Below are 20,631 nucleotides of genomic sequence, written 5' to 3' on the forward strand. Positions count from 1 at the left end.
ACCACGTTCAATACCCGCGTGCCGCCGGAATGGAAGCGCCGCCTCAAAGTGTTCTGCGTCGAGCACAACATCGATATGGTCGACTTCATGATGGAAGCCGTCGACAAGGCTCTGCGAGAGAAGGGCGGCTGATGGAGTCGATCGTCTACAGCACCGCGATCGACGCCCTGGTCAAGCAATTCAGCGGCGTTGCCAGCCGCCAGCAGTGGATAGATGCGGTCGAGAACCGACGGCGCCAGGCCGGCGACGAGTATCAGACACAGACCGCCGAACAGATCGCGCTCGAGTGGCTGGATCTGGCGAGGGAAGAGCGGCTGGGGATCGAAGTCGACCCAGTGCTGGGCCTGACCGTCTACGTCGCGCAGGAATAGGAAAGCAGTAGGGCAGAAACGAAGTGGCCGCCGGGTCTCTCACCACCCGACGGCCGCGACACGAAAACCACCATGGGACGATGTGAATCATGTCAGATGCACACTATAGCACCATCCGCCGTACCCCACTAAGCCAGCTCAGTCAGCTGCCGATCGATCAACTGCAGGCGCTGCTCGAGCGCTGCTGCCCGCTCACGCGCGCTGCGCTCGATCCCATTTTCAGAGCGCGATAAGGAGAGCCAAACAATGATCAACCGTTACCAGGGTAAACCGATGGAAGCGCTGGTTCGGCTTGCCGATGTAGCCCAGGGCAACAGCGGCCAATGCCATCACGTTCGTCGCTTTTTGTTGGGGCTCTACAACTCCGAAGCGTGGCCTTTCGAATTGAACCGACTGCGCGCACTCGACCTCGAGCTAAAAATGGCCTGCCTCATCGTGCTCGAACTGGACGCAGTCTCACCAGCTCGCGATATCCACGAATACCTGGAGAACGGTGGGGCGCTTTTCTCACGATTCTGGGAGCTGGAAAGCGCTGCCGGATGAACAAGGCGGGCACCAGCACCCACGGGCCGCACACGCGGCCCGTTTTCGTTTCCGGCAGCGGAATCAGTCAGGTTAGATGACCTGGGTGGTAAGCGAGGGGCTTGGGTAACGGTATAAGCCCAGTGGTCCACTAATAGGATGATACGCACTGCATGGCGATGCCGCCGCGAGCGCTCGGCGCGGAGGAATAGATAACCCCAAATTCGCTCATGTATTGCCTGCTCACCGCGTCCATGTATCTTAGGTACCGAGCCAAGGCAAAAAACTCGGCACGGGACAAACGGAGGGGGTAACGTAAAGATCAGGGGCGGCGACAAACCCGACACTATAGGAGAGGAAGGCGAATGCGTGGTTCAGATACGACAATGCCGCCCTGGTGGGGCGGCATTGAAGCGAAAGCGTTGGTAGCGCCTTCTGGATCTTCGGATGCAGCGTGGTAGCTGTGTTCAATTTAACTCGCTAAAACCGAGTCATTCAACCTTTCGTTGAATGTTTCCTTTAATTTCCTGCAAGAAAGGGTTTGCGTTTGCGTTACTGCATTGTAGCCTTACGCTGCGACCACGCCGATGGCGCCCGTCCGCCCTTTTCAGATTTCACCCTCCCCGCCCGGTTTGGTACCCGGCTGGCCTAACGAGGGGAGGCATTAGGACGGTCGCGTCTTCGGACCAGCGTGGTAGCTGTTCGGGTTGGTGGTAGGCCAGCAAGCCACCCGAGCGACCTCGATCGAGGAGAGACGCTATGGAAATCATTGCGCTCGTAACCCTTGGCGTTCAAGCGGCAACATTGTTGGCCACGCTTGCGATGATCGCCATCATGCTTAACGCCATGTAGTAGAACGCCCGTCACGGTCCTAGGCCGTGGCGGGTTCTTTTTTGCCTGGAAATAAGGGTACTCCCAAAACGCCCCATCTTTGGGCGGCATGTCCTGAACAGCATTTCACCCTTGCGCCCACCCTAATCGCCCCGCACCATAACAACCCACCCATAACGCCCCAGGTGCCGCGATGTTCATCCGCGCATACCTACGCGCCAGCACGATCGAGCAAGATGCCCAGCGCGCCCGCCAGCATCTCGCCGACTTCGCCGGCCAGCACAATGTCGCGATCGCCGCCTGGTACGTCGAGAACGCTTCGGGCGCATCGGCAAACCGTGGAGAGCTGCGCCGATTACTCGAGGACGCCCACGCCGGCGACGTGATCCTGGTCGAAGCGATCGACCGACTATCTCGGCTCGATCGGGACGACTGGCGAGAGCTACGCGCCCAGCTGGATGCCAAGGGGCTGCGCGTCGTCGCGCTGGATCTGCCGACCAGCCACCTGGCGTTATCGCCAGCGGGGGCCGACGACTTCACCGCGCGTGTGCTGGACGCGGTCAACGGCATGATGCTGGACACGCTCGCCGCCGTGGCGCGAAAGGACTACGAAGATCGCCGACGCCGCCAGCGCCAGGGAATCGAAAAAGCCAAGGGAGAGGGGAAGTACCAGGGGCGCCAGAAAGACACGGCAAGGCGCCAGAGGATCGACGCGTTGCTGAAATCCAGGCACGCCAATGGCCGCGGCTATTCGATACGAGAGGTGGCCAGCATCATCGGCTGCAGCACCAACACCGTCAAGGCCGTAAAGCGCGACGGCCCATAGCGATATAACGCTATATTTATGCGTTATAGCGTCATATCGTTATAGCGTTACAGCTTGGACCGCTGCCGCCGCTTCCGAATCTTCGCGCTGACTCGCTCCCAGTCGTCCGGCTGCAGCCATAGCCGGCACCATTCCGCCAGCAACTCGGCACGCCGGGTCGCCGTGTGGTCGTCCGGGTAGTTCACGAAGTCGCTGGCCAGCGCCAGTAGCTGGGAAAGTCCGTCGCGGCCGCGCTTCTTCGTGAATGCAATCCCGCTTTCGCGCATCTTCTCGTTCAGCAACTCGGCGCTTCGGCCCAGATTCAGCGTCTTGTCTCTCACGTCGATTGCGGCGCTTATGAGCGCACCCAGCCACATCTCGACCTCGTCGGGGGCGATACTCGAATAGCGTTCGCGGGGCATCTGACAGTCTCCGTGACATTGTCACGGAAAGATAGCGCGAATTCGTGACAATGTCACGCCATCAATCGCCGCGATAGTTGCCGATCAGGGACCAGGTGTCTGGCGTGGTTTCGACATGGCCAGCGCCCGCCGATCGGAGCGGCCGGCGCAACAGATCCGCCGCACGCAGGTCCACTGGCTGGCCGTTCGACGTTTGGAGATAGCCAACGCCGGCGCAGTGTTCGCAATGCAGTCGGTGAAATACCCCGGAGATGCTGCCGTGCCCATGACACAGCGGGCAGGCCTCGGCGGCCAGGCGTCGTCGATGTTCGATCATGGCCACTATTCTACGGGTTTGCAGTGATGGCGCGTAGCGCCATGAAAGGCGCCCACCGCTGATAGGGTAGGGTTACCCATCCTATCGCGCCGTAACGCGCCGCAGGCGCTGGACATCCGGCAAATCTCGGACTTCTTCATTGCAGCACTAGGGGTGTCCAGAGGGGCGTAGCCCCTTTGGGACAACGGTGCGCAAGCACCGGCGTCAGGATCTCGACTTGTCGAGGCATTTTTAGAGGGGTTGGGGATAACACCCAGGGACTGGGTGGTAGACCTTTCTATTTTTTTTCATACCAATCTACGTATTAACGCTGCGCAGCTAATTTCCAAGCGACTCGACCTAATCTCATTACCAAATCACTTAATTTCTTGTGGCGGTCGGATATCTCGCTCGGCGCCGGCGCGCGGCTGGAAAATGACGGGGGATAGCGGGGAAACAGAGGGATCGGGGGGGGCAATAGCGCCAATTCCTGGGCGCTGCAGAACGGGCTATGCCCGGCGAGGCCGGGTATGTGGGGACGGGGTAGGGGTTGGACTACTCGCTCTGCTGAGCGAGCCAGACGCGATATGGGGGGTACTTCTTGTTGACCAGCTCCCGGATCTCACGCGGCGAGGCGTTGGGGTTCGCCTGTGCGACCTCGGCGGTCCAGCGGTTGACCATCAGGCTGTACTCGCGCTGTCGCTGCTTGTCCGGGTTCACGTCCGGCGTGTCGCGCGGCCCGCGGCGTTCCTTCGGCTTGTACGATTGGCCGCCACCACCGGCGAGCTTGCCGGCGATCAAGCTCGCCCTGGCTTGTTTTGCGTCGCCCTCGGCGGGGAACTGCTCGTCATAGCGCTTCTTCGCCCGCTTGAGCGCACGGCTGGCCCAGTTGCGTAGTTCCGTGAGCTTGGCGTAACCCATGCCCAGGGCGACGAGAAAGTCTTGATTGACGCGCTTGATCGCGGGGCGAGCGCGGAATGTGCCGTCGGGGCGCTGTTCTGCGATCTGGTGAACCGTGAATGCGCCGGCGATCTTGAGCCGCCGCCAGGCGCGCCAGAACCGCTCGGAGGGCTGCGGGTAGCTGGGGTCACAATTCGGGGCGAGCAGGCCGGCAACTTTGGCCAGCTCGCCGCAGGTGCGCGGCTTGAACGTGCCGTCGGCTTTCGGCGTGCCGACGCGCAGCGAAGCGAAGTCGAGAAACTGGATGACCGCGGACAACACCAGGCTTTCGGCGGCGCGGGCTTCGCTACGGTTGCTGCGCGGGTTGCCGTCGAGATTGCGACGGCCGTTGAGATTCGAGAGCGTCGGCAGCAGCGCCGGCGACTCGTAATAGCGGCGGACCAGCTCGAGCAGCTTCTGCTGCGCCTTCGGCAGCTCGCGCTGCGTCGTCGGCCGGTTGAGCCTGTCGAACTCGCCTTTCTGCGGGTCGTGCCCGCATCGATTGCCCGTACCCCACCATTTACCCGGGTGGCGGTACGCCGCTTTGCCCCATCTGAGGACAAAATGCGGCATGTGTCCTGCTGACCCCATGATCCGCCTGGCTCCAAATTTTGGCCAAGGCTTGCCCATCGTTCTGGCAGCGGATACACTGGGGGCGTCGTTTCTCTCCAGTGTGTCCGCTGCGAAGAACATCCGAAAACGCTGCCTTGCCGGGCGGCGTTTTCTTTTTGTGCAGCCTATATTGTTGAAATTCCTACCTTTTTGATCTCTTTCCGCGTTCGCGACTGGCCTCAGTCTAACACTACAAACGTCACTTTGACACGTTTTGTGACAAGAAATCTTGATCGACACCCTGCTCGTCCGCCACTTGCTGCACTAGACAGGGGATAGCGTCGTCGACCAGGGCGAGCCCGTGAGCGTACCCAGGGTGGTCCCGATCTTCGCATACGTTAAGAAATGCGATCTGGTGCCGAATCTCCGCGAGAGTATCACGCGAATGATCTCGCACTAAAGGATTGCTGCCGTACCGTTTTCCTGTAACACCCATGCGCTACCTCCTGTCTCTCAATGACGGACCCCCTCACGGGGTGCGGATGCCGATTGTTATCGGCCTGTTTTACTGTACATTTAAACAGTAATCTAGCCAGCGTAACAGCCGCCCGCACGTCGAAACCCAGCGCAGGCGACAAGCAGCGACGCCTGCGAACCAACGGTATCGCAGTTCGTCGGAGCTGCAAGACGCCGCGTTGCGGTTTGTCATTCGGGGGAAGAAGGAAAGGAGGCAGGCCGATGAACTACCGAGCCGCGCTTGAGCGATGGGCGCAGAACCGCAGGGATCGAGGATGGCGCGAAGACAAGCCGCCAACCGACATCTGGATCGAGTACCACGCCACCCACGCTCAGCTCGTGTACAGCGGGCGCTGCCGGATCGATCAACTATCTAGAGACGACATGCTGACGCTGGACACCCATGCCCATCTGCTACTGGACCCGGGCCGGGCGCAGATCCGCTACCTGTTCTGGCGCCCGGCGGCGGTTGAGACCGAGTGGGGGCCGCGGCGCATGGATCTGATCACCGGCGAGACGCGAATGCCGGCGTGAGCGATACACCCACGCCGGTCGTCCCTCTCTCTACTGCGGCACCAGCCGCACCTGCTGATACCCCACGCGCCGCTCGACACCGGTGTCGACGTTGCGCACCGGCACCTGGCCGTAGCTGAAGCGTTGGTACTCGGTCACTTCGTAGGGGCCGATCCACTCGGGGCCGCTTTTAATCTCGACGCGAGTGCCGGTTGGCAGGGTCTCACGCAGCGCGGTCTCGCATTTATCGCGCGCCGCGCGGGCTGCATCATTCAGCTTGTCGATCGCGGGAAATTGGCTCATTGGGCGGGCTCCTGCTCGGTTGAATCATCGGGCTCGTCCACCACCTCCGGCTCCGGCATCTTCAACCGCAGATCGATCCACCGCCCGTCGGGGATGTCGATCGGATCGCCGGCAACGATCATCGCGGTCTCGTAGTCGAAGCGTCGCCCGAATGTCCGCACTGTGATCGTGCCATCGTCTGCCGTTTCGGTCTCGACGAAGCACAACCGGTTGCCGTTAACATCCTGCGGGATCTCGATCGTCCAGCCGTCAGCAGAGAATCCCAGCGAGCCCGAGACGGTATAGACACCTACTTCGTCATGCGATGCCGTGACGCCCTCGGCTTCGCCGTTGTATGCGCCACAGCCGTCTAGAGTAAAACCGTCACCAGCTGCATATTCGGCTACGTTAGCGAGGCGGAATATCGGAGATGATTCCTTGATAAATCCATTACCATCAACTGTAACAAGACCACGATGCAAAATCTCGAAAGAGCTTTGCCACTCTTCACCCCTAATAGAGCGAATGTAAATACCTGGCACTGAACCATGATAAAGAATAATAGCATTGCCAAATGTTCCGTTATTATTCATTGCCACCAGCATTTCGCCATTTGTATCAACTGGAAGTCCTGACGTGTTCCCCTTAGAAAAGGAAAATATTCCGTTATGCTTCACCGCTGATGGGTCAACGTTATCCGGATATTCAGAACCAATCATTAGCTGATTATTTCCATTGCCGGCGGTGATAATAGCGCTGTTCGCTAATCCGATAGCGGCCCTCAATGCCTCTGCGTCCCCCACCGGCGCATCAGCCAGTGTATCAATCAGCGCTAGATCGCCCAGCGTGCCGGTTTGGCCGACATCAATCCCGCCCTTCAGGACGTTGACCAATTCCCGCGCCGCCGCTTGCACCTCGGCCAGCCATTCGTTTGTGTTCTGAATATCGATAGTGTCTGCCATGTTTCCTCCGGGCATTTAAAAACCGCCCGTGGGCGGCGTATAATGTTCAACCGTTTTTAGAGACAGAAAGTTTTATAAAGCTGTCGCTAATTTCCGCCCTCCCGGTACCGTTCAGGATATACCGCATTTGGACTTGTACGTTTCTACTTCCAGTCCATGCATCTAGTCGTGAAACAAAGGTCTGATATCCGCTGGCTTCGGCGTGACCCACAGAGGACCGTTGGTCCATGATATCCCCCACTACTCGTGTTTGACCTCCAGACACAACGATTCTCACCTGAATTCTACCCCTTGAATAACCACCGGAAGAATTACCTGCAATTAGATAAAGTGAACTAGAACCAATCACATCGACTCGATTCCCCTCGGGATTAATGTCAACACTAACGATGTCTTGCCATCCGTCAGAGTCATTAATGAGAATGGTTGAACTATTCTCTTCGGAGACGTTGATGGTTATTGCGTTGCCGGCTATTTGAAGGGTGTCTACAGCGGCATTACCAATTTTGGCAGAGGTAATAGCGGCGTCATCGATCTGCGCCGAACCAATCGCGGCGTTGGCGATCTTGGCGCGAGTGATAGCGGCGTCGTCGATCTGCGCTGTCCCGATGGCAGCGCCATCGATCTTGGCGCGAGTGATCGCTGCATCGGCGATCTTGGCTGCGGTGATAGAACCATCTCGGATCATTGCATCTGGGATCACGACACGCCCATCCGTCACGACGAAGGCGGTCACCAGCTCGCCGCTGATCGGATTCAGCACAGCAAACGTATTCGCTACGGCGACTATCTCGGCAGTCTGCCCGTCGACTTGCATGCCGATCATCGCTTTCTTGCCGTTGACGGTAACCGTCGTCACCGCTTGCGCTACGGCACCCGTCGACGGGTCGTAGACGGCGCTGATGTCCTGCTGGACCGACGCGAACTGGTCATCGACCGTGGTCTCGAACGTATCCTGGCGCTGGGCAATCGACTGCTGCTCGTTGCTCAATGCCGTGACGTTCGACTCGATGGACGATGCCCGGTTGTCGAACTGCGTGTCGAGCGTTTCGATAGACTGCGCGAGCGACTGGTCAGCTGAGGACAGCGACGATAGCTCCTGCCGGATCGACGATTCGGCCGCTTCAAATGCAGTGTTTACCTCCGTGATCTGCTGAGCCAACGCCTGGCGCTCACTCACGCTCGTCAACCGCTCGGCACTGATAGCAGCACTGCCCACGGCGCTCTGGGTTTGAACGACCGCGTTCTGGAGTGCCGAATAGATCCCGTCGAGGATCTGCGTCTGCTGCACCTCGTCGATCGATGCAACGGCGTCGTCTAGTTGCGATTGCAGGGACGTGACGCTCTGCGTGATCGCGCTGGTTTCAGTAGCCAGAGCGGTGATGCGCTGCTCGAAATCAGCGGTGGTATCGCCGTATTCCGATTGCAGCGTTGTCAGCGAATCGCTGATCGCCTGGGTATCGTCGGCCAGCGTTGTGAGCTGCTGGGTCAGCGTTGCCACGCTGTCGCCGAACGAGACATCCAGCGTCGTGATTCGCTGCGCCAGCGCCTCGTCACCGCTGATCCGCGTCAGGGTCTCGACGGTCTGAGTCGCTGCACCGACGGCGTTCTGCGTCGCCGACACCGCACTGGTCAACGCCTCGAGTTTGCCGTTTAGTTCGGCGATCCGCTGCGTCTCGGTAATGTCCGCCTCGTTGTCGCCGACACGGGCTTCGAGCGTGTTGACGTCCTCAACCACGGTTGCCGCCTGCTCGACGATTGGCTCGATCTCGTCGATACGGTCCTGGGCCGCCGTGATTGCGGTGTTCGCCTCGGTCAGACCAGTCTCGAACTCCTGCCGGGCATCGCCGATCGCCTGAGCGTTTTCGTTGATGCCGTTTTCGAGCTGGTCGACCAGGCCGCCCGGGCGGCGCAGCTGCTCGTCGACATACGCAAACTCGGCATCGAACTCCTCACGGGTTGCTGCCTGCACGGGATACCAGCTAGACACGCCATAGGCATTCACGCCGCGCACCCAGTAGTAATACTGAGTGCCGGGCTGCAGGTTGGTGTCGGCGAGCTGGGTGGCCTGGCCGAGATCGACGGCGTTCGTTTCGATCTCGCCGTCGCCATCGAGCGGCGTCAGAGAGCGGCGATACTCGTAGAGCTGGCCCTGGCGATCGCTACGCGGAATCAGCGTCACCGAATAGTTGGCCGTCTCGACATCGACCGACGTCGGCGGTAGCGGTAACAGCATCGAGCTGATCGTGGTGACGCGCACAGACCAGGCCGAGAGCCGGCCAGCACCGTCGACGGCGCGCACGCGGATCTGATACTCGCCGCTGGGCGCGTTGCGGTACTCGAGCGAAGTCTGGTCAGTGGAGCCAACGTCCTGCCAGACGTTCTCGCCCGGCGGTAGCACGTTGACGATGTAATACTGCGTGCGCGGGTCGCTGCTCTTGACCCAGCTGATCAGCAGCCCCTGATGCTGGGCGCCACCGCCGAGGTAGGTGAAGCTCTCGACGCTGATATCCAGTGGCGGCGAAAGCCGTCCGGTGGGGATCAACGACGTCGGCGCTTCCGGCAGCACCAGGCCCTGCTCGATCAGCGCGAATTTGTTCGGGTTGTGCTCGAGCGCGGTGACGGTATAGGTCAGATCGTCGCTGTCTTCCTTCACGCCGACGACGCGGAACTGGCGCGGTTGGATGTTGGCGCTGGCCAGCATCCACATCGCGTACGGCATCGGCGTGGTCGATAGCGCAGCAACGAGCGTCGCCTTGTCACCGTCGAAGCCTGCGACGTCTCGCGTCTCGATGCTGCCATTGGGCATCTGTACCGAGAGCTGCCAGCCGCTACCGCTGGCGACGTCCGGGCGTTTGTCGAGCGTGACCATCTGGGTGCCGACGTTGGTGAGGCGGCCGGCCAGACGCGCGCCCGCTTTGTAGCGGTCGGAGATCTTCACGACCTCGCCCGGGCGGATGTCGGCGTGCTCCAGCCCCAGCGTGAACTCGACCGTCTGGGTCTCTTCGCGCTCGGTGTAGAGCAACCACAAACCGACACGGCGCGCCTGCCCACGCGACGTGCAGCCGAACGCGGTCACGTCGGTCTGACGCCAGCCATACTGCTGGATGCCAGCCGGATCTTCGACGACCTCGATCGACTGCCGGTAGTTGTCCGCCGGGTCGTTCCAAGTCACCAGCGCGACGGTGTGGCGCGATTTCAGCGACGAACCGGAATAGCGGAATTCGCCATCCTCGGTATCGGCCTGGCTGAAAATGCGCCCGCCTTCTGCCGCCGGCGAATCCTGCACCACCGTGACCGTGCCGGTGCCCCAGTACATCATCCCGCGAAACGCCGCCGCCAAGGTCGTCAGCACCTTGTAGGCGTCCTCGCGCGAGCTGATCACGGTGTTGATCGTGAAGCGCGGTTCGTCGTCACCGTAGCCATTGGGCACCAGCTCATCGCAATAGCGCCCGATCTCGTAGAGCGCCCATTTGTCGACGTTCTTGAGCTGCGCGCCGAAGCGCACGTTGGTGGCCAGGTCGTAGTAGATCCACGCCGGGTTATCGGTCCAGGCCTGCTGAAAAGCGCCGGACCAGATGCCGGAATAGCGGCGCGTCGTCGGGTCGTAGTTGTCCGGCACGCTGACCAGCCGGCCGCGCACGTGGTAAGCGCGAGACGGAATCGAGTTGCCGAACTGCTGGGCGTCGACCTCGAGCGCGATCAGCGCGGAATCCGGGTAGATAAATTTGCCATCGACAATGGCGGTGTAGCTCGACCAGTAGGTCTCATTACGGATGGCTGAGTCGTCGTCGTTGTCGGCTGAGAGCCGGCGCACGCGGATATCCCACGGCGCGGTGCCCTCCAGCTCGACGCGATAGGCACGCTGGTACGGGCTGGTCGTCTTGCCCTTGATGGTGTCGGTTTTGCGTGTGGACCAGCTGCCACCGCTGGGGCGCACGTCGATGGCGATCTGGACGCTGGAGCCGTGCAGGTCGCCGGTCTTCTTGTCCTGCTCGGTCAGCGCCGGAATCTGGACGGTGACGCGCACGGCATCGGTGTCGGCGTCGTTGATCGTGCGAACGAGCGGCGTGTCCTGCGTGACCTGGGCGGAGACCTCGGTTTCGTTCTCGACCGACGGAAAACCAGCAACATGGTCTTGATCCGGCAGGCCGGCGCGGGTGTCGTAGTTGACCCCGTTGAAGTTCCACGAGCCGTCGTCGGCCTGCAGCGGCGTCTCGTCGAAGAAGATCGATTTCGCGCCGTCGACCAGCCCCTCGATCGGGCCTTCACCCAGCAGGTCGATAATCCGTGCGACAGAGTTGGAGCGCAGCGTGTTCGGGTCTTCCTGCGCGACGCGGCCGCTGCCGCCACCGCTCTTGCCGCCGCCCTTGCGGCCGGTTACTTGCTCGAATGCGCCCATGGGTTACTCATCCGCTGGTAGTTGTTCCACGCTCATGCCGGCACTCGCGACGATAGAGCCGGTGTTGATCTCGCCGTAGATGACGGGCACGGCTAGCCCCTGGGCACTGTTATTGACCGGGCCGTCGAACAGGAAAGACGGCCGCTCGTCGACGTTCGCACCGTCTTCGTAGCTGCCGGTGTGCGCGGTGGTGGCCAACATGGTCGAGACGCCCGAAAGCGCAAGCGCCCCGCCGGCGATGGCGAGCGTGCTGGACGAGATCCCGAAAGCCGCCGTGCCGGCCAGTGACAGCCCACCGGTGGCGAATGCCGCGCCCACCATCGCCACGCCCAGAATCGCCTTTCCCCCGCCGCCCTTGGCGCCACCGATGGCCGGCAGGATGTGCAGCTCGCGTTTGCTGCCGAGGCCCATCGTCAGCGTCTCGTCGCTGTCCTCCCGCCCGGCGTCGAGACTGCCCCGCACCACCTGCCATTGACCCTCGAGGATCGCGTCCTTGAAGCCATCGATCTGGCAGGAGAGCGCCCGCACTGCCTCGGCCGGATCGCGCACCTCCAACGAAAAGGGACCGCCGAAGCGGTCCCCCAGGGATCCATGCAAGTGAATCTCGCGCATCGTTATTCCATCTGGCTGCGGTGTCGGTAGAAGGCCGTGACATAGTCACGCCAACGGTGGATCGGCTCACGCTTGGGCCGCCGGGTCGGATCGAACGGCTTGGCGGCGGTCAGGTGGTGAAACGCCAGGCCGTCGCCGAGATAGACGCCGGCATGGTTCGGTACCCTGGAGCGCAGCTGGCAAAAGAACATGTCGCCGCGCTTGGCCTCGCTCTGCTCGACGCGGACGAACCCGGCGCGATCCAGCCCCAGCCGATAGAGATCGCCGCCCTGCTGCCACCACTCCCAGTCGCGCGGGAACTCCGGCAGCTCGACGCCCAGCTCGAGCGCGTACCAGTCACGGATCAGGCTGTAGCAGTCGGTCACGCCATGCCGGAACGGGCGATCCTCAAGCCCGGCCACCGGCGTCTGGCCGCCCCAGTAGAACGGCTGGGAGGCGTCCTGCCCGTTGGTGCTAACGATGCCCCAGGGCACGCCGGTATCGCGCTGGCCGCGCATGTCTGCCTCGCTGGGGCAGTCGGGGCCGTCCGGGTGGCTATGCACGATCGCAGCAATGCCCCGCGCCGTCGCCCGCGCCAGCGTGCGCTTGTCGATGCGGAAGGTCGTCGCCGGGTCGCTGGCGACGTTGGCGTACTGCCGGCACTCGCCATCCAAGTAGATGATCCAGACCGCCTCGTGGGGGTATGCCGCGATGGCCTCGCGACGCAGCTGGTCGATGTGTTCGGTGAACATCAGCTCTTGTACCTCGCAAGCCCGGGCATCGCCCGGGTCGGCAACGGGTTGTTGGCACCGAAGCGGGCGCGGCAGTCGGAAAGGCACTTGCCGCACACGTCTTTAGTTTCGTCGTCAGTCGCGACGCCCTGCTGATCGAACATCGCCGCGCCGGTATAAGGGCAGGTCACGCCCTCGTACACGAAGCGCGAGCCGTTCCAATAGCGGTAGGTGTGGGTACAGGTGTCGCGCAGACACTGCCGCGCCGGGATCTTGCGGCCCTGCTGGTCCAGCGAGATCGAGAGCGTGAATTCGAGCGAGCCCCTCGCGGGGATTTCCTGCGGCTTCTGCTCGATGTGGTACTCGTCGACCGGGAACGTCGCCTCGGGGTCCGGGTCGTCGCCACCGTCCAGGTGATTGGCAAACGTGCGAATCCGCTTCACCGGTGCGCCGATCAGGTCATTGGTGGCGAGCAGCATCGAGACGATCGACACCTCGAGCGTCGACAGGCTCAGCGACGGCTGCGGCAGCGTGCCCTTGCCGTTCCACTCGAAGCCGTCGGCGGTAATCGGCGTCGGCGTGTAGGTGTAGCCGTTGAACCGGATCGGCCCGCCATCGAGCGCGGTCTGGTTGGTGAAGCGCAGGATGCCCGCCTCCCACTGCCGTGCGTCGATTTCGAACAATGTCACCACCGGCTGCTGGCTCATCGACTGCGACTCGCGAGCGATGATCTCGTTCATGCCACCACCTCACGGAATGTCGCCGAGACACGCCAGAACCGCGCGTTGATCGGCGCCTTGGCCACCGCGTCACAAATCCACTTCCGTGGTGTCGTTTCGCTCGGTTCGGTCCAGAGAAACGGCGTCAGGCCGAGGCGGTCCCTCAGGAACGGATAGACCTGGTCGAACTCGTCACGGGTCAGCGAGGACCACTGAACGCTCGCCTGGTGCTTCACGTAATTGATGCCAGCAGGTCGCCGCTGCTCGTAGCCGTCGCCGTACTGCACCGTATCGACATTGGCCTGGGGCGTGATCTGCGGCTCCCAGTCCATCGGCACATCGGGTAGGGTGTCCATTCAAACTCTCTATCTGGAAACACAAATGGAAAACTGGGTTATCGATTCGATTGACTTGAAGCTGCTGAGCCATGATCCGGGGTTCATCAACTGCAGCTTTAGCCACCGCACCGAAGAAGCGACGATTGGGGTATGCATCGATACGCCCACCAATCTCTCAAACACGTCCGTGAGCCAGTTAGAAGCCATGGCGCGCGAGAAGCTGAAGGCGGCGTTAGCGGTTTAACATCCCGCCAATGCCCTGCTGCTTTCGTAGCTCCTTGAGCACTTCGGCCCGCACCTGGTCACCCATCGCCTTACCCTGTCGCCGGGCATCGGCGTCACTGACGCCCGGCTGGGCCTGCACGTTGACCGATACCGACATATGGATATCGCCACCCTTGCCGCCGTAGTAGTGGCTCTGGTTGGCTGCGTTCGCTCGATCCAGATATTGCTTCAGATCTGCGTTGGTGCGGCGATCAACGACACGCTCGTTCTTCTGCAGGTTCCAGGTACCATCGGCGGGGATGCTATCGATGCCGTCGTGGGCCTGCCCAGCAAGACTCGTCGACGAGATCGTACTGACGATGCTCGCCGTCTGCGCCGCGACCGTAGCCATCGCCGGCAGGTTGGTCGGGAACGGCAGCGCCGCCGCGCTGGCGATGCCCTGCTGGATCTTCACGATGGAGTCGGCAATAGCGAACGCTTTCGATACCGCGAACATCGCCTGATAAACGCCGCTCTGCTCACCCGCGAACGACTTCGATAGGTCGGACAGGCTCCCGAATAAGTCCGAGTAACCCGCCAATCGCGCCTGCTGCGTCTGCGCATCGATCTGCTGCAGCTGCGCGGCCCGCTGCCGCTCGAGATCCGCGATGACTGCGCCGTACTCGTCGGCCTTGTCCGCCTCCGCCTGCTTGAAATCCTCATACATCGCGATGCGTTCGGCGTACCACGCCTGCAGCTGCGCCCGCTCCTGCTCGATGCGGTTGGCTTCACCGAACGCACCGGAATACTGCGCGTCGAGCCCCTGCACCTGCGGGGCGCCTTCGCGGGCCTGATCGGTGATCGCCTTGCCCACGTTGCGTGTCGCGATGCGCCCGGTAGCGCCGCCGATCTGCTGCGCCTGGTCCCGCGCGTCGAACAGATCCGACAGGCTCGCCGAGCCCACGTAGTTGTCGAGCAGATCCTGGCGTTGCTGGAGTAGATCCAGCTCCTTGGCGCGATTCTTGAGCAGCTCCTTCTGCTGCTGGTCCAGCGCTTGCAACGCGCCAGATTCCGTCTCGTAGGTGACGCGCGCCAGGTTCGACGTTTTGCCCATCAGCGCGATCTGCTGCGCCAGGCTCTCTGCTGTCGAGTCGTAGCGGCTTTTTAACTGCTCGGCGGCTTTCTGGGCTTCGCTCTTCGTGGTGCTCTGCGTGCCATTGAGCTTTTTCAGCTGGTCGTCGATGTAGGCGATCGACCGGCGAATGGCGTCGGCTTTCTCGGGTTCTTCATCGAGCGCAGCGGTCAGTTTCTTGCGATCCGCCAGCAGCTTCTGACGCGCTGCATGATCCTGGTCGTAGGCAGTCAGTAGCGGCGAGAGCGTGTTGTAGAGCCGGTTGTTTGCCGCCGACTCGTCATCAGCAGCCGCTGCACGGCCCTGAGAGGCCGCCGTCGACAGTTGCAAGCCAGATGTCAGCGACGTGAACGTATCGAACACGGTGCCGTTAACGGCTGCGAGTTCCTGTTGTTTGCTGGCCAGCTTCTCGTTGACCGCGTCGACGCTGCTGTATCCGGCCGTGATGCGGTCGAACCAGTTACCGTTCGCCAGCGTTTCGAGGTAGCTGATCTCGGTCTTGAGCGCGGTGGTGCGCGAGACGTCGACACCCAGCCCACCACCGATTCCCAATTGATCGGCGGCGAAGATCTTCAGGCGGTCGTCGAGCGTGCCGAGCTCCTGCAACATCTGCAGGCTGCCTTTGGCGAAGTTCCCAGCCATCTCCGCGCCGAGGCTCGCAAGATCATTAAGGGACGACTTGAACGCTGGATCTGAGATGATGTCGTTCAGGTCGCCAAGGTTATCGACCGTCTCGTTGATTGCCGGCGCAACGGCAATCGTCAGGCGATTGGCGAAGCCCTCGGCAAAGCCGGTAACCCGTGTCAGGTTCTGCCCCGCTTCGGCGAGCGCGGCATTCTGCTGTTCGTCAAGCGCGTAGCCGAAGTCCCGCGCTTCGTCCGCTGCCGCCTTGAGACCGGCGGCGTTGTTCTCGAGTAGCGGCAACATGCGCGACAGGTCGTTACCCAATGACTCCAGCGCGTTGACGCGGGCCGCCCGGGGCAGCTCGTTTAGTCGTTGCGCGATCGCCAGCAGCTGCTCGTCGGGGCGAAGATCAATCAGGTCTTCGATTGATAGACCCAGATTGTTGATGACGTCGAGCGCTTCCCCACCGCCATTGGCATAGGCGTCACCGATCTTGTCGGAGACATCCTTGAGAATGTCGCCCATGGCGTCGCTCTGCAGTCCGACACTGCTCGCGGCGTACTGCATTTCCTGCAGGCGAGTCGTCGAAACCCCAATTGACCGCGCCATTGCCGCAGTTTCGCGTGCCGCATCGGCTTGGCGCACGATCATCGCCGCGACACCTGCCGTCGAGAGGCCCAGTGCGCCAGCAAATCCGGTAACGACGCCCTTGGCTGCATTCCAGCTGGCTGACAGTCTCTCGGTCGCCGACTGGGTATCCTTTTCGCTACGCTGCAGGCGATCGAGTTCTTCCCGGTTGGCCTTGATTGCGCGCACGCCACCCTTGCCATCGCCCGTGATGACGATGCCGGTCTCGAATTTCTTGGCCATGGGAACCTCAAATGACAGGCAATAAAAAACCCCGCCGAGGCGAGGTTTTCGGTATTAGGTTGGCTCTAGCCCTTGAACTCCAACAACCACTGTATGGCCTTGGGTGAACACTCCAGCGTAAGTCGCTTACCGCCTTCGATGTCAAGATCGGCGACGTTGCGCTTCTCTTTGATGAATCCAATGCCCAAGCCCAGCAGCAAGCCGAAGAAAGCGCCGACGAGCCCAAGAAGCATAAGCCCGAGATAACCGAGAATGAGGATAGCGAGCAGCCCTTTCCCGGCGTGAAATCCACCAACACTCTCGGTACGAGTATCGATGTTCTCGACTTGGCCAGGCTTGAATAGATACTTTTGCCCCGACTTCACCACCAGCGTGTTATCGCGGCTGATATGGGCCGCACCACTGGTCCCGAACGATCCACCGATAACCTTCATCAATCCCCCTGCGCGTATCGCTTTGTGTCGTATGCGCAACACTACGCCACGATCCGCGCAGGCTGGCAACGGTTAGTCGTTGATCACTTCCATCGCCCCGCGCTCGATCTGCCCTACCTGCTCGAACACCTGCCAGGGCTCGGCGATACCGCGCAGCCGGATCACAGCCTCGACCGCGCCATAATCCAGCCCCTGATAGATGATCGACTTACCGGTGACGATCGTGCGCCACTGGCTGCCGCACGACAGAAACACCTGCAGCGCGTCCCAGTGTTCCGGCCAGCAGTCGCACGTTTCCGGCTGGTAGTAGCTGTCAGGCAATGAAACTCCCAGAATCTGCGCGTCGCTGGCCAGCTCGTTCTTGCCACCTGAGCCGGCGCCGGCCCAATGCCGGCCCAGGTCTCTCAGTTTTTTTGCGCGGCCGCCGCATGCCCCGCCTGGGCGCTGAACCAGCTATGGATCAGCGGCCCGCGCGTATGCGGCCATTTCAGGAACCACTCGCGCAGCTCGGCGTCATCCTCGACCGCTTTGCCTTTGCCATCGGTGATACCCAGCAGCTCGACCAGGTCGTCCTCGACCAACTGCTCGTCGGAGACGTTGCCGGCGTTGATCTCCTTGATCTTGGCCTGGCTGTCATCGACCGGGTACAGCTTCCAGCGCGCCTGGCAAGTGCTCGGCTCGCCCGTTTCCGGGTCGACGATAGTCACGTCGACCTTGATGGTAGTGATGTCGCTTTTGACGATCATGCGCGGTCCCTTACGTATAGGTGATGGTGAATTCGTCATCGCCCTGGTCGGGGTTCAGACGCATGTCCATCGAGTAGTGAACGATGCCGTCGCTGTCGCTTCGGCTGATCGTGGCCAACTGAACCTTGGGCGCGTCGACCTTGATGATGTTGCCGGCGACGGTGCCGTGGGTCAGCGAGACCGGTTCGAGAGTGATCGTTTTGTGGCTCTCGATCGCTTCGAAATAGTTCTTCGTCGCGATGTTCGGCGCTTCGATCTCGACGCTACCGGTACTCTCGCGATCGGTCACCTGCACGCTCTCGCAGCCGATCAGCGCGCGGTAGTTAATGGTGTTGCCGATGTTGAGGCTCAGCGATTGCAAGCATCCCTCATAGCCGTGAACGCTGCGGCCCGGCGTGTTCTGCTTGTTGACCACAACTTCGTCGACGACGTTGGCCGGTTGCTTGTTGATCGCCTCCGTCAACGCCTCGGGTCGCGAATAGAAGCCAGTGAACGTAAAGGACATCGTCGGGAACTGCTTGGCGGTAAATGACCACTCCACCGTGCCGCGCACGCCAGGCACTTTCTGCAGCTGGCCGTCTTCGACGAACCAGACACAGACTGACTCGGCGTCATCCGTCACCGGCTGATAGGTGACCGAGACACCGGCTTCGATGGTTTCGGACATCGAGCAGGCGCGCAGCAGCAGCCCATACGCGGGTGGCGTACCCGGCACGCCAGAACCGGCAGCCGGAACCGTAGCGGTTACGGTGGTATAGGGCGCCGCGTTGGCCTGCGCCACAGCGCCGAAGTTCTGGCGCAGACGGTCGCGGGTGACGGTGTCGCCTTCGTAGGGGCTGGAATCCAGCTCGGAAACGACGATCAGCACCGCATCGGCGATTTCCGCGCCGGCACCGTAAGTGGCCTCCGGTGCGGCGAGCAGCAGCTTTTTACGCGTCTTCATCGGCGTCTGGCTCCTGGGTGGGTTCGGGTTCGACGGCCGCTACCGGCGCGTCCTCGGTGTCTGACTGCGGTTCGGCTTGCTTCTTGCCGCCGCTGAAATGGGCAAGCTCGGGCTTGCCGCCGCGCAGCACGTAGCTGCCGCCGGATCGTGCGGGCATGGGGTTTCCTCGCGTTAGCGAATGTGGGTATCGGTCGACCACATCTCGAGCCACCAGACGTAGCGGCCTTTCACGTCCGCCTGCTGGCCGCTCTGGTATTCCATGGGGTCGTGATAGGGGCTGAAGTCGTGTCCGAAAAGCGCGCGGCGCACCTGCTTTCGCAGCTCGCGGAACCGATCGCGTGGTGTGACGATCCAGACGCCGTAAACCTGCTTGAGCGCCTGCACCGGTCGCAGCGTCTCCGCCGAGCCTTCGGCCGCATCGTTCTCGATGTAGACGAACGCGGCGGGCAGCTCTTCGCTAAGGTCGTCTATCGGCTCGGCGAACCAGGCCTCGTTGACGCTCTGCAGCAAGGGGCACTCGGCGCGCAGGCGCTCTATCACTTCCAGCGTCAGATCATCGCCACTGGCAATCTCGCTCATCCTTTGCCTTCCTCCTCGAGCAGCACTTCCATGCGACGCGAGAACTCACGCGGCAACACGTCTCGCGCCACATCGGTCGCGCCGGTAATCACAGATTCATGCGCGACCATGCCGGGGATCGAGGGGCCATACTGGATGCGTGGCGACCCATCCTTGGCCCGGCGCATGATCTCGCCCTTGGCGTACCAGCCGCCGCGCACCACCTGCCGGCCCTTATCCTTGCGAACGCGAACCGAGACCCGGCGGCGGCTTGTCTTGAACTGACGACCGCGCACGCTGGTCGCCGTCACGCTAACCTTTCGCGTGCTCGGCTTGAACGTGGAAAGCGGCAGACGCCCGCCAATGTAGACGAGCGCCCGGGTGGCCATCTGGCGATATTTGCGGATCTGAACCTTGCCGTTGAGATCCTTGGCGCGCAGCGGATAGACGCCGCGAACCTCGCGCGAGATGTACGTCCGCACGCGGCTCGTGGCCGTCGCCACCGACTGCCGTAGCGCTTTCTCGACCACACCATCGTTGAAGCGCTTTTTCAGGCTGTTGAGACGGTTGATGTCGTGCTCGTACTTGATCATCCAACCTCCAGCTGGCGAAAGTCGCCATCGTCGGTGAGCTGGCTCAGCACCTCCCACGTCTTCCCGTCGATCACGATCTCGTCGCCGCGCTGGTACGTCGGCACCTGCGCCACCGGGATCTCGACCGCCTTGACCGACTTAGGGAGCTGATCACCTTCCTTGTAAACCTCGAACGACAGATCCAGCCCATACGGCACGCCCGCGATCGTCTCGCCGTTGGCGCGCCGGTAGGTGGCCAGGCCGTCGGCGAGGTTTTCAGCGAGGACGCGGTTAGCCCGCGCCATCGCTTTGGCGAAGCGGCTCATTACGCGCCGCTGGCGACGCTGGCCAGACCTTGGACGATGAACACCGTCGCGAAGCCGTCGGAGGCGTCGGTAGTCAGCGCCCCAATCGGGCCGGTACTGTCGGCAGCACCGGCGGCGACCATCTCGCCATCGAGCATCGACACGCGGGCACCGGCGAGCAGCCCGGATGCGCAAGGAACCTCTTTCCACTCGCCGTAGGTGTGGCCGACGAACTCTTCGCCCTCGTCAGCGCTGTCGAGCGGCACCAGCGTCAGCGCGCCGATCACCACGGGAATACCGGACGTCACGCCACCAGCGGGCGCGGTCATGGTCAGCGTCTTGCCACTACCGTTGAAATTCTTAGCCATGGTTGGCTCTCCTGTTGGAAACAGTCTTAGACGTGACAAAGTCACACCTAGAGAATCGCGCCCACAAAAAAACCGCCGGCGGCG

The 20,631-nt window shown here is 61.8% G+C and carries 26 protein-coding genes; 6 read left to right on the top strand and 20 right to left on the bottom strand.

From position 1 onward, the window contains the following. Positions 1 to 131 precede the first annotated feature (131 nt). The 4 genes from DOM32_RS15720 (at position 132) to DOM32_RS15730 (ending at position 2,550) form a co-directional block, all read left to right on the top strand. Positions 132 to 371 (top strand): hypothetical protein, encoded by a 240-nt coding sequence (locus tag DOM32_RS15720; RefSeq protein ID WP_110636176.1) that lies wholly within the window; start codon positions 132 to 134, stop codon positions 369 to 371. Between the two features lie 89 nt (positions 372 to 460). Beyond that, positions 461 to 604, top strand: a complete 144-nt coding sequence (locus tag DOM32_RS17810) for a hypothetical protein (RefSeq protein WP_157957094.1) — start codon at positions 461 to 463, stop codon at positions 602 to 604. 13 nt (positions 605 to 617) lie between these two features. Then, the gene (locus DOM32_RS15725) at positions 618 to 914 is read left to right on the top strand and encodes a DUF7673 family protein (RefSeq protein WP_110636179.1); all 297 of its coding nucleotides are present in this window, start codon (positions 618 to 620) and stop codon (positions 912 to 914) included. Positions 915 to 1,917: 1,003 nt separating this feature from the next. Next, positions 1,918 to 2,550, top strand: a complete 633-nt coding sequence (locus DOM32_RS15730) for a recombinase family protein (RefSeq protein ID WP_110636182.1) — start codon at positions 1,918 to 1,920, stop codon at positions 2,548 to 2,550. 47 nt (positions 2,551 to 2,597) lie between these two features. Here the strand turns inward: DOM32_RS15730 and DOM32_RS15735 are convergent, their stop codons facing one another. From DOM32_RS15735 to DOM32_RS15745, 3 genes are all read right to left on the bottom strand, one after another. After that, positions 2,598 to 2,951 carry a hypothetical protein gene (locus DOM32_RS15735; RefSeq protein WP_110636187.1) on the bottom strand — a complete coding sequence of 118 codons (354 nt, stop codon included), beginning with the start codon at positions 2,949 to 2,951 and terminating at the stop codon, positions 2,598 to 2,600. 61 nt (positions 2,952 to 3,012) lie between these two features. Continuing rightward, on the bottom strand, positions 3,013 to 3,267 hold the full coding sequence (locus DOM32_RS15740; protein ID WP_110636191.1) for a hypothetical protein: 255 nt from the start codon (positions 3,265 to 3,267) through the stop codon (positions 3,013 to 3,015). A 534-nt stretch (positions 3,268 to 3,801) separates the two neighbouring features. Next, complete coding sequence (locus DOM32_RS15745) at positions 3,802 to 4,758, bottom strand: plasmid replication protein repA (RefSeq protein WP_110636194.1); 957 nt, start codon at positions 4,756 to 4,758, stop codon at positions 3,802 to 3,804. Between the two features lie 717 nt (positions 4,759 to 5,475). Between DOM32_RS15745 and DOM32_RS15755 the strand changes: the two genes are divergently transcribed. Continuing rightward, entirely contained in the window at positions 5,476 to 5,787 is a 312-nt protein-coding gene (locus DOM32_RS15755) for a hypothetical protein (RefSeq protein WP_110636200.1), read from the top strand. Between the two features lie 30 nt (positions 5,788 to 5,817). On the opposite strand, the gene DOM32_RS15760 is transcribed toward DOM32_RS15755, so the two are convergent. From DOM32_RS15760 to DOM32_RS15790, 7 genes are read right to left on the bottom strand one after another with little or no spacing between them, the layout of a single operon-like run. Further along, positions 5,818 to 6,069, bottom strand: coding sequence for a hypothetical protein (locus DOM32_RS15760; protein ID WP_110636203.1), 252 nt, complete (start codon positions 6,067 to 6,069; stop codon positions 5,818 to 5,820). Then, positions 6,066 to 7,010, bottom strand: coding sequence for a phage tail fiber protein (locus tag DOM32_RS15765; RefSeq protein WP_110636207.1), 945 nt, complete (start codon positions 7,008 to 7,010; stop codon positions 6,066 to 6,068). The genes DOM32_RS15760 and DOM32_RS15765 overlap by 4 nt, the downstream gene beginning before the upstream one ends. Positions 7,011 to 7,056: 46 nt before the next feature. Further along, positions 7,057 to 11,412, bottom strand: coding sequence for a TipJ family phage tail tip protein (gpJ, locus tag DOM32_RS15770; RefSeq protein WP_110636210.1), 4,356 nt, complete (start codon positions 11,410 to 11,412; stop codon positions 7,057 to 7,059). A gap of 3 nt (positions 11,413 to 11,415) precedes the next feature. Then, positions 11,416 to 12,009 (bottom strand): tail assembly protein, encoded by a 594-nt coding sequence (locus DOM32_RS15775; protein WP_208625398.1) that lies wholly within the window; start codon positions 12,007 to 12,009, stop codon positions 11,416 to 11,418. Between the two features lie 17 nt (positions 12,010 to 12,026). Then, positions 12,027 to 12,755, bottom strand: a complete 729-nt coding sequence (locus DOM32_RS15780) for a C40 family peptidase (protein ID WP_110636216.1) — start codon at positions 12,753 to 12,755, stop codon at positions 12,027 to 12,029. Beyond that, entirely contained in the window at positions 12,755 to 13,474 is a 720-nt protein-coding gene (locus DOM32_RS15785; protein ID WP_110636219.1) for a phage minor tail protein L, read from the bottom strand. Before DOM32_RS15785 ends, DOM32_RS15780 begins: the two co-directional genes overlap by 1 nt. Further along, the gene (locus DOM32_RS15790) at positions 13,471 to 13,809 is read right to left on the bottom strand and encodes a phage tail protein (protein ID WP_110636222.1); all 339 of its coding nucleotides are present in this window, start codon (positions 13,807 to 13,809) and stop codon (positions 13,471 to 13,473) included. The genes DOM32_RS15785 and DOM32_RS15790 overlap by 4 nt, the downstream gene beginning before the upstream one ends. Before the next feature lie 25 nt (positions 13,810 to 13,834). On the opposite strand from DOM32_RS15790, the gene DOM32_RS15795 reads away from it, so the two are divergent. Next, on the top strand, positions 13,835 to 14,035 hold the full coding sequence (locus DOM32_RS15795) for a hypothetical protein (RefSeq protein WP_110636227.1): 201 nt from the start codon (positions 13,835 to 13,837) through the stop codon (positions 14,033 to 14,035). Here DOM32_RS15795 and DOM32_RS15800 read toward each other — a convergent pair. From DOM32_RS15800 to DOM32_RS15840, 10 genes are all read right to left on the bottom strand, one after another. Continuing rightward, the gene (locus tag DOM32_RS15800; RefSeq protein ID WP_110636230.1) at positions 14,024 to 16,621 is read right to left on the bottom strand and encodes a hypothetical protein; all 2,598 of its coding nucleotides are present in this window, start codon (positions 16,619 to 16,621) and stop codon (positions 14,024 to 14,026) included. The genes DOM32_RS15795 and DOM32_RS15800 overlap by 12 nt on opposite strands. A gap of 65 nt (positions 16,622 to 16,686) precedes the next feature. Further along, a complete protein-coding gene (locus DOM32_RS15805; protein WP_110636233.1) occupies positions 16,687 to 17,055 on the bottom strand; it encodes a hypothetical protein in 369 nt (122 codons plus the stop codon). A 72-nt stretch (positions 17,056 to 17,127) separates the two neighbouring features. Further along, on the bottom strand, positions 17,128 to 17,376 hold the full coding sequence (locus tag DOM32_RS15810; RefSeq protein ID WP_157957095.1) for a DUF1799 domain-containing protein: 249 nt from the start codon (positions 17,374 to 17,376) through the stop codon (positions 17,128 to 17,130). An 83-nt stretch (positions 17,377 to 17,459) separates the two neighbouring features. Next, on the bottom strand, positions 17,460 to 17,801 hold the full coding sequence (locus tag DOM32_RS15815) for a hypothetical protein (RefSeq protein WP_110636238.1): 342 nt from the start codon (positions 17,799 to 17,801) through the stop codon (positions 17,460 to 17,462). A 10-nt stretch (positions 17,802 to 17,811) separates the two neighbouring features. Beyond that, entirely contained in the window at positions 17,812 to 18,744 is a 933-nt protein-coding gene (locus DOM32_RS15820) for a phage tail tube protein (RefSeq protein WP_110636240.1), read from the bottom strand. Next, the gene (locus DOM32_RS17815) at positions 18,731 to 18,901 is read right to left on the bottom strand and encodes a hypothetical protein (protein WP_157957096.1); all 171 of its coding nucleotides are present in this window, start codon (positions 18,899 to 18,901) and stop codon (positions 18,731 to 18,733) included. Before DOM32_RS17815 ends, DOM32_RS15820 begins: the two co-directional genes overlap by 14 nt. 14 nt (positions 18,902 to 18,915) lie before the next feature. Then, positions 18,916 to 19,323, bottom strand: coding sequence for a phage tail terminator protein (locus DOM32_RS15825; protein WP_110636242.1), 408 nt, complete (start codon positions 19,321 to 19,323; stop codon positions 18,916 to 18,918). After that, positions 19,320 to 19,895: a hypothetical protein gene (locus DOM32_RS15830; RefSeq protein ID WP_110636244.1), complete on the bottom strand. Its 576-nt coding sequence runs from the start codon at positions 19,893 to 19,895 to the stop codon at positions 19,320 to 19,322. Before DOM32_RS15830 ends, DOM32_RS15825 begins: the two co-directional genes overlap by 4 nt. Beyond that, a complete protein-coding gene (locus DOM32_RS15835; protein ID WP_110636247.1) occupies positions 19,892 to 20,200 on the bottom strand; it encodes a head-tail joining protein in 309 nt (102 codons plus the stop codon). Before DOM32_RS15835 ends, DOM32_RS15830 begins: the two co-directional genes overlap by 4 nt. Beyond that, positions 20,200 to 20,547, bottom strand: a complete 348-nt coding sequence (locus DOM32_RS15840; protein WP_110636250.1) for a DUF2190 family protein — start codon at positions 20,545 to 20,547, stop codon at positions 20,200 to 20,202. Before DOM32_RS15840 ends, DOM32_RS15835 begins: the two co-directional genes overlap by 1 nt. Between the last annotated feature and the right edge of the window lie 84 nt (positions 20,548 to 20,631).

It is taken from the genome of Salinicola salarius (assembly GCF_003206135.1).
Classification (GTDB): domain Bacteria; phylum Pseudomonadota; class Gammaproteobacteria; order Pseudomonadales; family Halomonadaceae; genus Salinicola; species Salinicola salarius.

Bases quoted from the DNA above. Each gene is read 5' to 3' on its own strand.
- DOM32_RS15720 (WP_110636176.1), top strand. From the start codon at position 132: ATGGAGTCGATCGTCTACAGCACCGCGATCGACGCCCTGGTCAAGCAA.
- DOM32_RS17810 (WP_157957094.1), top strand. From the start codon at position 461: ATGTCAGATGCACACTATAGCACCATCCGCCGTACCCCACTAAGCCAG.
- DOM32_RS15725 (WP_110636179.1), top strand. From the start codon at position 618: ATGATCAACCGTTACCAGGGTAAACCGATGGAAGCGCTGGTTCGGCTT.
- DOM32_RS15730 (WP_110636182.1), top strand. From the start codon at position 1,918: ATGTTCATCCGCGCATACCTACGCGCCAGCACGATCGAGCAAGATGCC.
- DOM32_RS15735 (WP_110636187.1), bottom strand. From the start codon at position 2,951: ATGCCCCGCGAACGCTATTCGAGTATCGCCCCCGACGAGGTCGAGATG.
- DOM32_RS15740 (WP_110636191.1), bottom strand. From the start codon at position 3,267: ATGATCGAACATCGACGACGCCTGGCCGCCGAGGCCTGCCCGCTGTGT.
- DOM32_RS15745 (WP_110636194.1), bottom strand. From the start codon at position 4,758: ATGCCGCATTTTGTCCTCAGATGGGGCAAAGCGGCGTACCGCCACCCG.
- DOM32_RS15755 (WP_110636200.1), top strand. From the start codon at position 5,476: ATGAACTACCGAGCCGCGCTTGAGCGATGGGCGCAGAACCGCAGGGAT.
- DOM32_RS15760 (WP_110636203.1), bottom strand. From the start codon at position 6,069: ATGAGCCAATTTCCCGCGATCGACAAGCTGAATGATGCAGCCCGCGCG.
- DOM32_RS15765 (WP_110636207.1), bottom strand. From the start codon at position 7,010: ATGGCAGACACTATCGATATTCAGAACACAAACGAATGGCTGGCCGAG.
- gpJ (WP_110636210.1), bottom strand. From the start codon at position 11,412: ATGGGCGCATTCGAGCAAGTAACCGGCCGCAAGGGCGGCGGCAAGAGC.
- DOM32_RS15780 (WP_110636216.1), bottom strand. From the start codon at position 12,755: ATGTTCACCGAACACATCGACCAGCTGCGTCGCGAGGCCATCGCGGCA.
- DOM32_RS15785 (WP_110636219.1), bottom strand. From the start codon at position 13,474: ATGAACGAGATCATCGCTCGCGAGTCGCAGTCGATGAGCCAGCAGCCG.
- DOM32_RS15790 (WP_110636222.1), bottom strand. From the start codon at position 13,809: ATGGACACCCTACCCGATGTGCCGATGGACTGGGAGCCGCAGATCACG.
- DOM32_RS15795 (WP_110636227.1), top strand. From the start codon at position 13,835: ATGGAAAACTGGGTTATCGATTCGATTGACTTGAAGCTGCTGAGCCAT.
- DOM32_RS15800 (WP_110636230.1), bottom strand. From the start codon at position 16,621: ATGGCCAAGAAATTCGAGACCGGCATCGTCATCACGGGCGATGGCAAG.
- DOM32_RS15805 (WP_110636233.1), bottom strand. From the start codon at position 17,055: ATGAAGGTTATCGGTGGATCGTTCGGGACCAGTGGTGCGGCCCATATC.
- DOM32_RS15815 (WP_110636238.1), bottom strand. From the start codon at position 17,801: ATGATCGTCAAAAGCGACATCACTACCATCAAGGTCGACGTGACTATC.
- DOM32_RS15820 (WP_110636240.1), bottom strand. From the start codon at position 18,744: ATGAAGACGCGTAAAAAGCTGCTGCTCGCCGCACCGGAGGCCACTTAC.
- DOM32_RS17815 (WP_157957096.1), bottom strand. From the start codon at position 18,901: ATGCCCGCACGATCCGGCGGCAGCTACGTGCTGCGCGGCGGCAAGCCC.
- DOM32_RS15825 (WP_110636242.1), bottom strand. From the start codon at position 19,323: ATGAGCGAGATTGCCAGTGGCGATGATCTGACGCTGGAAGTGATAGAG.
- DOM32_RS15830 (WP_110636244.1), bottom strand. From the start codon at position 19,895: ATGATCAAGTACGAGCACGACATCAACCGTCTCAACAGCCTGAAAAAG.
- DOM32_RS15835 (WP_110636247.1), bottom strand. From the start codon at position 20,200: ATGAGCCGCTTCGCCAAAGCGATGGCGCGGGCTAACCGCGTCCTCGCT.
- DOM32_RS15840 (WP_110636250.1), bottom strand. From the start codon at position 20,547: ATGGCTAAGAATTTCAACGGTAGTGGCAAGACGCTGACCATGACCGCG.